Source organism: Moorena sp. SIO1G6 (assembly GCF_010672795.1).
Lineage (GTDB): Bacteria > Cyanobacteriota > Cyanobacteriia > Cyanobacteriales > Coleofasciculaceae > Moorena > Moorena producens.
On the sequence record NZ_JAAHFZ010000003.1, the window covers coordinates 163,138 to 175,528 of the forward strand.

Annotated in this window: 13 protein-coding genes; 8 read left to right on the plus strand and 5 right to left on the minus strand. The window is 41.1% G+C overall.

Annotation, left to right across the window (positions count from 1 at the left end; genetic code table 11):
- Window positions 1-37: 37 nt before the first annotated feature.
- Together F6K63_RS04995 and F6K63_RS05000 are read left to right on the plus strand one after the other, a co-directional pair.
- Window positions 38-919: a 4-hydroxybenzoate solanesyltransferase gene (locus F6K63_RS04995; RefSeq protein WP_287311071.1), complete on the plus strand. Its 882-nt coding sequence runs from the start codon at window positions 38-40 to the stop codon at window positions 917-919.
- Window positions 920-1,718: 799 nt separating this feature from the next.
- Complete coding sequence (locus F6K63_RS05000; RefSeq protein WP_287311072.1) at window positions 1,719-2,108, plus strand: hypothetical protein; 390 nt, start codon at window positions 1,719-1,721, stop codon at window positions 2,106-2,108.
- A gap of 81 nt (window positions 2,109-2,189) precedes the next feature.
- On the opposite strand, the gene F6K63_RS05005 is transcribed toward F6K63_RS05000, so the two are convergent.
- Entirely contained in the window at window positions 2,190-2,525 is a 336-nt protein-coding gene (locus tag F6K63_RS05005) for a sigma-70 region 4 domain-containing protein (RefSeq protein WP_353737205.1), read from the minus strand.
- Window positions 2,526-2,609: 84 nt separating this feature from the next.
- Window positions 2,610-3,626 (minus strand): serine/threonine-protein kinase, encoded by a 1,017-nt coding sequence (locus tag F6K63_RS05010; protein WP_287311074.1) that lies wholly within the window; start codon window positions 3,624-3,626, stop codon window positions 2,610-2,612.
- Between the two features lie 447 nt (window positions 3,627-4,073).
- On the opposite strand from F6K63_RS05010, the gene F6K63_RS05015 reads away from it, so the two are divergent.
- From F6K63_RS05015 to F6K63_RS05040, 6 genes are all read left to right on the plus strand, one after another.
- A complete protein-coding gene (locus F6K63_RS05015; RefSeq protein WP_287311076.1) occupies window positions 4,074-5,051 on the plus strand; it encodes a COP23 domain-containing protein in 978 nt (325 codons plus the stop codon).
- A 113-nt stretch (window positions 5,052-5,164) separates the two neighbouring features.
- On the plus strand, window positions 5,165-5,836 hold the full coding sequence (locus F6K63_RS05020; RefSeq protein WP_287311077.1) for a COP23 domain-containing protein: 672 nt from the start codon (window positions 5,165-5,167) through the stop codon (window positions 5,834-5,836).
- A 278-nt stretch (window positions 5,837-6,114) separates the two neighbouring features.
- The gene (locus F6K63_RS05025; protein WP_287311079.1) at window positions 6,115-6,954 is read left to right on the plus strand and encodes a S1 family peptidase; all 840 of its coding nucleotides are present in this window, start codon (window positions 6,115-6,117) and stop codon (window positions 6,952-6,954) included.
- Window positions 6,955-6,977: 23 nt separating this feature from the next.
- Window positions 6,978-7,952: a S1 family peptidase gene (locus tag F6K63_RS05030; protein WP_287311080.1), complete on the plus strand. Its 975-nt coding sequence runs from the start codon at window positions 6,978-6,980 to the stop codon at window positions 7,950-7,952.
- Between the two features lie 50 nt (window positions 7,953-8,002).
- Complete coding sequence (locus F6K63_RS05035; RefSeq protein ID WP_287311081.1) at window positions 8,003-9,937, plus strand: iron uptake porin; 1,935 nt, start codon at window positions 8,003-8,005, stop codon at window positions 9,935-9,937.
- Between the two features lie 13 nt (window positions 9,938-9,950).
- The gene (locus F6K63_RS05040) at window positions 9,951-10,769 is read left to right on the plus strand and encodes a hypothetical protein (protein ID WP_287311082.1); all 819 of its coding nucleotides are present in this window, start codon (window positions 9,951-9,953) and stop codon (window positions 10,767-10,769) included.
- Window positions 10,770-10,821: 52 nt separating this feature from the next.
- Here F6K63_RS05040 and F6K63_RS05045 read toward each other — a convergent pair whose 3' ends face one another.
- The 3 genes from F6K63_RS05045 to rcbX all read right to left on the minus strand — a co-directional run bounded on the left by F6K63_RS05045 (window position 10,822) and on the right by rcbX (window position 12,376).
- Entirely contained in the window at window positions 10,822-11,205 is a 384-nt protein-coding gene (locus tag F6K63_RS05045) for a hypothetical protein (protein ID WP_008187933.1), read from the minus strand.
- A 349-nt stretch (window positions 11,206-11,554) separates the two neighbouring features.
- Window positions 11,555-11,902: a ribulose bisphosphate carboxylase small subunit gene (locus F6K63_RS05050; RefSeq protein ID WP_008187934.1), complete on the minus strand. Its 348-nt coding sequence runs from the start codon at window positions 11,900-11,902 to the stop codon at window positions 11,555-11,557.
- Between the two features lie 84 nt (window positions 11,903-11,986).
- On the minus strand, window positions 11,987-12,376 hold the full coding sequence (gene rcbX, locus F6K63_RS05055; RefSeq protein WP_287311084.1) for a RuBisCO chaperone RbcX: 390 nt from the start codon (window positions 12,374-12,376) through the stop codon (window positions 11,987-11,989).
- Window positions 12,377-12,391 lie beyond the last annotated feature (15 nt).

The following is a 12,391-nucleotide window of genomic DNA, read 5'->3' on the forward strand; positions in this document are numbered from 1 at the left end:
AAACAAAATTACCAACAAACGAGTCACCATTCCTGCTATGCTTACCCAGCCAAAACCCAATCCCATACCCACCTGGCTAGCCATTATGCGACTGTTGCGATGGGACAAGCCAACTGGACGATTGATTTTAATGGTGCCAGCACTGTGGGCAGTTTTTTTAGCAGCCCAAGGGAAACCACCGATTCCCCTGGTTAGCGTGATTATTCTTGGAACCTTAGCCACCAGTGCTGCTGGCTGTGTAATTAATGACGTTTGGGATCGCAATATTGATCCCCAAGTGGAGCGAACTCGCTCACGCCCTTTGGCATCCAAAGCCCTATCGGTCAAAGTTGGTGTAGTAGTTGCCTTAGTTGCTATGGTCTGCGCTGGGGTGATTGCTCTGTATCTTAATGCTTTCACCTTTGGGCTTTGCGTGGCCGCTGTACCAGTAATTGTGTTTTACCCATCTGCCAAGCGAGTGTTTCCTGTACCGCAACTGGTTATGGCCATTGCTTGGGGTTTTGCTGTACTGATTAGTTGGAGTGCCATTACTACTACTCTAGAACCAGCTACCTGGTTACTCTGGGGAGCAACGGTACTTTGGGCATTGGGATTTGACACAGTCTATGCCATGCCAGACCGGGAGGATGACCAGAGGATTGGGGTGCGCTCTAGTGCCTTGTTTTTCGGTAAGTATGCTGCTGATGCCGTAGGTGTGTTCTTTGCTGGTAGTGCTAGCTTGCTTGCTGGCCTGGGAGTTGTGGTGGATCTCCAACTGGGCTTTTGGTTAGCGCTAGTGATAGCGACAGTAGTCTGGATTTGGCACTATACTAGACTACGAAAGCCCAATCATCCCACATCTGTCTATGGAGATATTTTTCGCCAAAATGTCTGGATTGGCTTTGTGCTACTGGTCGGGATGATTATTGGTAGTAATTAGGGACTTGCATCTAAAAAAAATACCAATTAAAGTGGGGTGGGCGAAGTAATCTCAGGAAAGTTGCTAGTTATTCCGTGAGCATTCAGCAGTCAGCGGTCAGCCGTCAGCTTATTTTATTCAAAAGCTGAAAGGTAAGCATTCAGCCGTTGGCCTTGGCCGTTGGCCACGCTACGCGAATGGCTGATAGCTGATACGCGACACGCTGATAGCTGATACGCGACACGCTGATAGCTGATAGCTTACGTTATCCTGATAACTTTTAGCTTTTGATACCAATAATCGAAAATTGAGTATCTAGGAATACTACTATTTGGTGTGTGGAAGGGATTTTGAGGTAATTTTTGATAATTACTCACTGATAACTAGCAACTGAGATAATCTAATCTAGACCTACCCTACAAGCTAAAAACTGGTATTGTGTTTCTTGGCTAGTCTTTTAGTCCTTTGGAAATTGCTAACAGTTAATTGTTGATTATCTGTTTTGTCTGGGAGCATGTCAGTTTTGTTAATCCCTGATTCAGATCCCCCTAAATCCCCCTTAGTAAGGGGGACTTTTGAATCTCAATCTCCCTTAGTAAGGGTAAATTTTGAATCTAATTCCCCCCTTGTTAAGGGGGGTTAGGGGGGATCTATATACATAATTACAAAGGTGACATGTACAAAGGTGACATGGTTCCGTTTTGCATGTTCCCTGCAAGCCTTTTGCCTAATGTTTCTTTCAGAGAAAAGATGGGAAACCTAATAGTGTGCAATTGTTAAAATAGTCCGAATGGGCTAATTTCTGTAGAGGTTAAAAAGCATGAACATCAAACGATACCAGCTATCAATTATCAGTGCCTGTTTGTTTGCTCTCGTCAGCCCAACCGTGGGTTATTCCCAAGAAACTGAAACTATTCCTGAAGAAGCTGAGACTATTCCTCAAAAACCATTGACTATCCCTAAAGAAGCTGAGACTATCCTCCAACAATCTGAGATTGGTTATACACCTGAGTTTGTCAATTTTTACATGGGGCAATGTGTTGGGACTAAGGGCTCAGAGGCTGAGAATTTTTGTCAGTGTACCATTGATAAAATTCAAGAAAAATACCCCTATGAAGAGTTTCTAAGTATTGGTCTGGAAATTACTGGTGGTGCGGAACCTCCTGAAGATTTCAATAAACTGATTAAGTCCTGTGAAGCTGATAATTAGTAATTAGACATCATAGGTGAAAATTAGCGATTAGCCGTTGTTATGTCAAATTTATGGCATTGCTGAGGGGCAGGATAAATATCAGTGGGGTGGGCATCCTGCCCGCCTGGGAATTGTAACGGGCAAGATGCCCGTTTCACAGCCAGATGCCCATTCCATCAAGATGCCCGTTCCATCAAGATGCCCGTTCCACAGCCAGATGCCCATTCCACCAAGATGCCTATTCCACAAAATTATTAAAATCATGTAGATTTGACTCATGGGTTTGCGCCACAACTCTCTAGAGGTCTTCAGTTGACTTGCAATTTCCTGATATTCCATCTCACTCGCGAAACTTAGCAAGAAGATTTGCTCCTGATCTGGGGAGAGTTGATGCTGATGAGGGATGTTAACTAGGAAGGGATGAGACAGCCTTATTAGACTCTAGTAAATTATAAAAGTATGCTAATTTTTTTATTGGTTAACTGATAGAATTGGACTGTTATACAATGTCCAATCATATTACTCCCACCAAGGTTTTTGGTTTTTGTTTTTAATATATTCTGGTTCTCCGTTTTGAGGTTTTTCTAATACTTTGGATAGTAAAAATAAAGAACCCAAAGCAAAAATAAGTGAGCAGGAGCCAGCTATAACAATTGGCTTAATTTTAAACGGTGAAGCTTGTATATTCCTTGGAGGACGCTTAAGTCTTATGGTTGACTGTAGTTCCTCTTTAACCTCCTTAAGTGCTTCTAATGCGTGAGTTGCACAGGAGTAACGCTCACGAAACTTGTAGCATACCATTTTATCTAAAACTGCTGCTAGTTCATCACTGACCTTGACTTGGTTATTAGGCCAGATTATTTTGCCATTTTCATCCCATTGTAGGGGGTTGGGCAGTTCTCCTGTAAGTGCTTGGATTCCAATCATTCCAACTGCGTATATATCACTACTGAGGTTAGGATAACCCTGATCTTGTTCAGGAGCCATGTAGTCTGGTGTGCCAATCCTAACAGTCGGTGCTGTAGGCTGGTTATCAGGTTGCCACTTTTTTACGGCTCCAAAGTCAATCAGAACCACTTTGCCATCTTGCTTACGTCTCATTAAGTTAGACGGTTTAATGTCGCGGTGGATAAGGTTATGCTGTTGAATAACTTCTAATGCCTGTAAAATTTGTTGTAAAAGCTCTATAACTAATGTTTCACTAAACGTTTGCCCTCTCTCCAATTCTTGGCTTAGATCATGTCCTTGAATATATTCCTGAACTAAGTAGCGCTGACCGTTTTCTTCTAAATAAGCCATTATTTGCGGAATTAGATCATTTTTGGCTAATTCTTGCAAAGTTTTTGCTTCTTCTTCAAATAATCGTTTGGCTATCTCCCACTCAGAGGCGTCGGTAGTCTCGGGCTTCAATTGTTTAACTACACAGTCAGGAGAGCCCAGTAAATGTCGGTCTTCTGCTAACCATGTCTGACCGTATGTACCTTCGCCAAGTTTGTTGATAATGTGATAGCGTCCGCCTATCGTTGTTCCTAACATCAAATCCACCCTGTACTGTGTAAGTCTTGGTGTATTGATTTAGAGGCTATGAGCCGAGATTTCCGGAAGTATGTCAGTTTTGGATATACCTATTCAGGTAGGTTTGGCTGTAGCTTGCTTGGCCATAAGCGGTACGAAACCTAAAACCCAACATTGATCCAGGTGCTGGGTTACTCTTCGAGAAGGCTGACGCTCCTTAGGTCGCGATCGCTTGGCGTCACACCTACGTTCCAAAAGCCCAGCCCACAAAGCTGATCTGCTCCCAGGTTGCCTCTATATCCCCTAAAACAACCTTACTAACTCTTTAATTTAAAAGTAAGTGAGCCTCTAAAAAGTAAAGAATTGTAAACTTTAGTTGCCGCTGATTCTACTCTAACTATAGTATTAGTCCCGAAGGTTGACGAAAGCTTTAGGTTAAACCCTTGTAAAATTTTCGGATATCTGCTCATGAAGAGCAACTTGTTCCATCGGATTACTACCGCTGCCATTACCGGAATTTCTCTTTTGGGCTTTGGGAAGACAGTTTGGGCAATTCAGGAGTTGCAATCTACTGAACCTGTTTGGGGAAGAATTAGCTTCACTGACACGCCCACTTGTCACTTAACTCAAGAAGCAATCTGTAATGAGTATCATTTCAAAACAATCTCAGGCTACGACATTGAATTAGAGGCGATTCCTGTTGCGGATTCTGGGGTCAATTTGAAGTTATATGTAGTTGATCCCAATGGCAGGTTGCTGAAATCGATTGATCAGGAGGGAGTAGGAGAGCGAGAAAAATTTAAGGATGATAATACGGCTGAAACAGGAACTTGGAGAATCTTTGTGTCTTCAGTTGATAACAGCCAAGGAAACTATCGAGTTGTTCTCAAGCTAACGGATAGCAAGGGTAGAGTTATTGTACCGAATTCTCCATCCCCTGAGGGTGAAGTTGTCAGTGTAAATCCTCCAACTGTAAGGTTTGCCTGTAACTATAACAAAAACGATAACAGTTATGAAGCCATTGCTATTTCTATCGCTAGTGGAAAAAAAACAGCCCCTATTTTTGTTTGGCGAGATTACAGATTTTACCAGAATTCATGGACACCAGAGCAACGCTGTTTTCATGTTACCAATAGGCTCAACAACTTTTATGCTCAAAATGGCTACCAATTAAGAAAATTATATCTTACTAATGGTCGTCGTAATGGCTTGGATGTCCTCTGTGTTGTGAATAGTGAGAAACAGCGCTGTATGAGTGATGGCAGCAATTTACTGTTAACTTTTGGGGAAGAATATCAAGATATTTTGCCAATTCCAATTCCTCATAATCTTGGTGAACAATATGATGTAATGAGATTGGGAGACTTAGTAAAAGAGTCTCTAAGTCTAAATAATGGTAAGGTTTCGCCTAGTTTATCCAATCCTAATGACTCTTGGGCTGAATAATTAATTATTCCTGCTTTATTGAGAAGTAGTAAATAATTAATATTTTTTTGAGCTTATTTTGAGCTATTTTATTGTTTAATTATTTGATTTTTATTCCTAATTAGGAGTCTACCATGAATCTCAAATCGATTGCCAAATATATCGTCACTGGTTTAGCTTTTTATAGTGTTATAACTTTAACCAGTCAGCCCTTATCTGCCAAAGATGCTCCAACAGCGAGATTTAAGTGTATTCGTGGGAATATAGGTTGGGACACAGTTGTTGTTCGCCTTGAGAATGGTCAAGAAATTTGGAATTCCCCGAACTCCCCAACACCACCAATAATTAATTGGCAAAGTCAAGCACTTGCAGCAAATGGGTATACTCCTGAAAAGCGCTGCTATCAAGTGACTAATACACTAAATAGACATTACGCAAACAATGGATATAAAATGTCAAACATCCGGCTTACAACTGGTTCTCGCAAGGGGTATGATGTTCTTTGCGTTGTTTATAATTTCCACAGTGGTTGTAATGAGAGTAATCACCTCATGAATATTATTTTAGGTAATTATTATAAGAATTCAGGAGACGCTCTTGCTGATTTGAGTAATCGTCTTCGTGATCCTGTAGTAACTGGTCATGTAGTACAGCAGAATAGTCGGCGATATTATCTAGAACTTGGCAAGATTGTTGAGGAGAAGTTGTTTGGCTCGTCAACTAGACCTACTCCTACTCCTACTCCTACTCCTAATCCTACCCAGGGGGTCAATTCTGAAGGTAATATTGAGCCGTGGTATGAATAATTGATGAAAGTATAGAGACCATTTGGTACAGGGTAAGTGCAAGATTAAATAAGGAGGCATTATTCCCAAAAATTTTGATAAAGAAGCGCCATCGTGCTGAAAATCAAGGCTTGATATGGTCATAATCTTTGTGCTTTATCACATTTTGGTTCAATTATTCTTGCGCTTACCGTGCTATTTTGTGTATTTTATGTAATCCTTACACCACAATGGTTTTCATTCAATAGGTTATGTTTTTTAATCAATTTTTAGTTAATAGTTTAACTATTGTTAGTGTCATGGTATCATGCGAGCAAGCTAGAAACCTCCTACTAGAGCAGCAACCCCTACCTGGCTTAAAGTATGGAAAAACAGTTGAAAAAAAACTCGCATCAGAAGTAAAAGAGTCTGTAGCAGAAACTGCCCATCAGATAACAGTCCGAATTTTTACCAATCGTGGCGCGGGTTCAGGAGTCATTATTGATCATCAAGGCAAAACTTATACTGTGCTAACTAACGATCATGTCGTCAATGGTAGTAGGGATAATCACTATACCGTTTTAACAGCAGATGCTCAGAGTCATGCAGCACGTCGAAAGACTCTGCCTAATCTTAGCGGAATTGATCTAGGTTTAGTAGAATTTGAAAGTGAAATTGTTTATGAGGTAGCTGTTTTAAGAAACTCTGAGATTACTATTGGAGAAAAAGTTTATGCCGCAGGATTTCCTAACTATAGCTACAATGATCAAGGCTTTAGAGAAACCTTTGATTGGGGTTTAAGAGCATTTAAACTAACAACAGGAACCCTAGAGATGTTAATGTCAGAAATCTCTTTACTCCAAGGCTATAAAATGGGCTACACTAACGATGTGGAACTGGGAATGAGTGGGGGACCTGTTTTAGATCATAAGGGTCAAGTTATTGGCATTAATGGTCGCACAAAAAAACCATTCCAAGGAATTGAAGTATTTCAGTTAACTGATGGAAACTACCCAAATCCAGAATTGTTTAAAAAAATGGATGCCTTGAGTTGGGCTATTCCTATCAATATTTTTCTCCAAAGAACTGATACTTCTGTAATTTTTACAGAAGAGCAAACCCAATCAGTATATCTGCCTAAAGTACCCAATAATATATAATTTTTTATTTAAAACAAAGCACTATGACCTTCACTAACAGATTATCTATTATTTTTTTAGGTATTTTTACTGCTTTTGTTTTAATAATCACACATCCTCCAAAAGTTTTTTCGATTACACAACAGCAAAAAACAGTTGACAAAATCTCACGTATAACAACAGTGGTTGTTTCTGAGGGGTTAGAAAAAAAAGGAGCAGTTGAGTCATGTATAAGCATCAATAAAACTTTGCATGAAAGGTTAGGCTCTGGTGTTATTGTCGGAAAAAAAGGAAACACAGCTCCCTACACTTATTATGTTTTAACAGCTTTGCACGTAGTGCCTGATCCTGATACGCCTTATGGAATCCGTACCAGTGATAGGGAAGTATATCCAGTAGCTAGTTCCAATAGTATCGAGCAATTCGGCAGACAACAAGGCGAACGAAACGAACGAATTGATGGTTTTGACTTGGCAGTTATTAAATTTGAGAGTCATAAGTCCTACTATACTGCACCTGTAGGAAATTCAGACAAGATTGGAGAAGGAGATGAAGTCTTTGTCTCTGGCTGGCCAATTCCTGATGATGATCGTATTGATCAGGAAAAAAGAAAGCGAAAAACTTTATCAGGTAAAGTGGATAAGAAACTTACTTCTCCTAAGTCAGATGGAGGATTTGATTTATCTTACACTAATAATACAAAAGTAGGTATGAGTGGTGGGCCTGTATTTGATTCTCAGGGTTATTTAATAGCAATCCACGGCAGAAAATATTCAGGAATTAAAATAAATAACTTTATCAATATAATCAAAGAAGGTAAGTCATCTCTGATAGATTCAGCTTCTTATTTAAGTTTTATGAAAGCGAGTGAAAAATTGATCAAAGCAGGGAACAATAATATTGAACTAGCTGACAACATTGAGGATATCAGAGATCTTATTATTTGCTTGGATGATGTTCTACAAAGAAAATTGCAGGAATGTCAAAAAACACCATCATTTATGGAAACAGAGAGATAAAGTTTTGAATCAACCGATATTTTTCCTTTTTTCAGTGTGCAGGAGTGACCATGAAAACTCAAAAACTCTTACTCCTTTTCCTATCAGGAGTAACCGGATTGCTATTAACTGCCCCCAAAACCTGGGCACTAACCGACAATTTACAACCTGGAAGCTGGTCTTACGAAGCCTTGAGAGAACTGGTTGAGTTTTCTGGCTGTACCACAGACAAGAGCGCCTTTGTAAACAATGAAGCCTTAACCCGTTCTGAATTTGCTGCTATCTTAAGTGCTTGTCAACAGCATATCGCCCAAACTTATAGCGCCGTATCAGAAGACGCAGTTATTCAACATCACCGAGCCAGACTAGAACGACTGCTTAAGGATTTTGATGCAGAACTGGGTATAGTCTTATTAGACAAAATCGAGAGTGTTAATACACCAACAACGACCAATCCAGTTAGTACTAGGGTTGATCAACTCAGCGAACCCACATCAACAGTTCCAGAACTACCAGAACAATCAACATCCCTGGAACCATCACCTGAAATTGATGGCACAGCCATGACTCAGGTAACCAATATTGTCCAACTCCAAGATGTGCAACCGGGGGACTGGGCATTTGAAGCACTACGAAGTTTAATAGAACGCTATGGTTGTATTGCCGGATACCAAGATAGGACTTTTCAAGGCAACCGAGCCTTAACTCGCTATGAATTTGCCGCAGGTTTGAACGCCTGTATGGAACAGATTGAGAGACTGGTTGCGGTTGAAAGTGCTAATCGTATTTCTGAAGAAGATTTAGCCACATTACAACAATTAGCTAATCAATTTAACCCAGAATTAGCCCAACTAAAAACACGGGTAGATAACCTAGACAGTCGAGTTGCTTTCCTAGAGGAGCATCAGTTTTCCACCACTGTCAAATTTGGAGGAGAAGTTATTTTTGGCCTAGCTGCTGCTGAAGGAGGCAATCCACCAGGCACAGGAGATGCTAACACTGTTCTTAATTATCTTGCCCGCATTGGAACTGTTGCTTCATTCACAGGCAGAGATCGTCTGCGTATTGTTTTAGCTTCCGGTAATTTCGATGATGGTGGTTTTGCCAACCCCAATGTACTCAATACTTTTGCCGCCTTACTGTCTTACCAAGACGATCTCGATAATGATGTGGTTTTAGATAGCTTAGAATACCGCTTTGCCATTAGTGACCGAGTTGTCTTTACTATAAAACCAGTCGGTTTTAGTTTAGGTAGTGTCCTTACTGCTAACAGTCCCTTCTTGGATGTGGGTATAGGTTCTATCTCTCGTTTCGGCGAAGCCAGTCCACTTTTCAAAATTGGCGCTCTCGATGCGGGGGTTGGTTTAGACTGGTTTGTAGCAGATCCACTCCGTTTACAAGTTGCTTACGGAACCCGGAATAGCAGTAGCCCTAGTCAGGGTTTTATTAGTCCAGATCATAGTGCTTTAGGAGTGCAATTATTGTTTACCCCAGCCAATAACATGGCGGCTGGACTACACTATATTAATGCCTACGCCAATGATGGTCAGTTAAATACTTTCGCAGGTAGCTTTAACGCTGATACTTCTAGTCTACTGCTTCAAGAAACTCAGACCCATGCTGTGGGCGGTAGCTTACAGTGGCGTTTTACTGATAACCTTACCTTTGCGGGTTGGGGAGGATATACCTTCACTAATGCTTTGGCATCAGATGATTTTGCTAATGCCAGCACTTACTTGCTTTCCTTAGCCTTTTCAGATCCTTTTGGTCAAGAAGGAAGTTTACTAGGCTTAATCATTGGTCAACCTCTAAAATTAGAGAACGGCAATGGTTTACTTTTAGGAGAAGATAACGCCACTTCAATTCACTATGAAATTTTCTATCGCCACAAATTTAGCAACAATATCTATATTACTCCAGGATTTTTTATGGTTACTGATCCTGGACATATAGAAGAAAACAACGATATTTATATCGGTGTACTCCGTGCCACTTTTCGTTTCTAAAACAGGATAGCTTATGTTAAAACTGCACAAATATTCTTGGCAATTTATTCGACAAGCTTTTTTAGTCGGAATATGCTTTTACAGTTTCAATAGTACTTTGGGCAATATTGTCAAAGCAGACGAAGTACCCAGCAATAACCGAACTTGTACCAACAATAGGGTTGCTCAAGCTGACTCAACCAACCCTTCTGAAACAGAACAATCACAAGCCCCAGCAGGAATAATAGACATAGACTGTCGTCGGGATATCCGAAAAATAAAATCTTTCTTACAAAATGCTCTCAATGGAGTCAGTGACCCTCTGCTTGATCGAGGAAGCACAGATACCCAAATTGGCACTGCCTTAAGACCAGGTATCAATGCTGATGCCATTCTTAATGTTAATGTTAATAACCCTGCTGGTGGTGTAACTATTCCCATCCTTTCACCAGGTTTTCGCTCTCCTAGTGCTGCACCTATGATGATCAGTTTTCCGGGTCAGCTTGATGCTCTAGGAAACTTTACTTTTAATGTTATGGACCCTGTCGTTTCGTCGTCCATGGGTGGGGCTCATATTGGTGGGTTGCCCGATTCTGTGTTTACTTTCAACGTTGGAACTACAGAATTTACTGCGAACCAATCCTTGGATGTCAGAAACAACTTTGTCAGAGCAATTTCAGACTCACCAGACGAAAACCAAACAGTATTTCGGATGCTTGGTATTGTCATCAATCCTGATGATTCCTCTAGCGTTACTTCTGCTGGAGTTACTCCTGAGAGTGTTCCTACCGGTCAAGTGCCAATAATTTCTCTTCCTGGAGGTGTGATGAGAGGTTCTATGCCAGATCGCTAACGAGACTTGGCCTAGAAAAAGATACCACTAGAGCCAAGTTAGTGTAAGTCATTCACCGATTTTCTAAACCTTTAACTCTTTGCTCTAAGGCATTCATTCTTTCCTCTAAATCTAATTTGTCAGATTCTTGGGTGATGCTATATCCAATTAATCGTTCTAATATCCTTTCTTGTCGTTGTTGCTTTTCTTGAGACCTTAATTGTATTTCTTGTAGTTCACGTTGACCAACTTGTAGTTCACGTTGACCAACTTGTAGTTCACGTTGACCAACTTGTAGTTCACGTTGACTAGCTAGGATCTGTTCTAATATCCTTTCTTGTTGTTGTTGGTTCTCTTGAAACCTTAATTGTGTTTCTTGTAGTTCACGTTGAACAGCTAGCATCTGTTCTATTGTTGCTTCAATTCGATCTAATCTGTTGGAGCCGTTGTTAGTCATTGTTAATTTATTAATTAACCCAGGTTCTATCTATAGCCATTGGGCAAGGGCTATAATTCATTATGACTTCTAACTCCTAAGTCCTGACTGTTGGATAAAGTTGGTTATCTTGATGCAAAGCGCGACTGACGGGAACCCCACAGGAGTAGGTTTTTTAAATTTGGGTCGGGAGTTGGGAGTATGGGACTCACCCCTAACCCCGACCAGAAGGGGCTTTGGCTTCCTCACCCCTGAATTTTAGGGTCAAGAATGAAACAGCCCCCCGAGCGAGCAATCCCTCGCTCGGGGGGCTAATAATAGCATTTCACTCAACCATGAATGCCTTAGCCTTTAGTAGTAAAAGCTGCGGTTACCAACGGCTGCGGCTAACACCTTCATTAGGCTTGTGAATGATGAAGCTGAGAACTTGGCACTGCTTAACGTTATCAAAACCTACAACCCGGATATAGCAGTCGCGGTATTCAGAGCGACACTCATCCACTTCCGCTAGCACATCTTTAGGTGAGGTAGCCTTGAACAAAGGCAGTTTCCATAATGTCCAGTAGTAAATCTCTGGTTCAGAGCTTTCGTTGAACTCAATCGCAGGGATGTAACCTTCCGCTAAGATGTACTCCACTTGCCGCATAATCTGAGCGTCACTCAGGGGAGGTAAGTAGGAAAGGGTTTCGTAACGACGCTCTTTTGGTAATGTTTTCATAGATTTTGATGCTCTGTTTGATTCTCTGTTGAAGTATAGGTATGAAATTTGGGGGATACCAGGTCACGTCTTCGGTTGAACCAATTAGTTATCCGAATCAGTTTGCTGCTCAGAATTAGTCGGGTTATCTGGAATAGTGAATTGCGTGATGCGCTCAAGATGCCGACGCCGATGTTCTATATTCGACTGCTGGATAGTAGTGCAAACCATTTCAGGCAAGAACTCGGCCACTTCCTCCGCTATATGTTGCCGCACAGTCATAATCCGCAACGCAAATTCAGGTTTAGCCCGCAGTAATTCCTCAAGATAAACGTCTCCATCTTGGATACTTTGTTGTGAGGAAAAAGACTGTAGCCAAAGCGCTCGAGGAGGGTCGGTTTCTCTTAACTGGTTTACCACTGTCCGCAGTGCTTGATAGGTCATATAGCTAGCCAGCACCTTGGCTGTATCTTTCGCAACTCGTTTTAAATCCATGGTTGAACCCAGTCG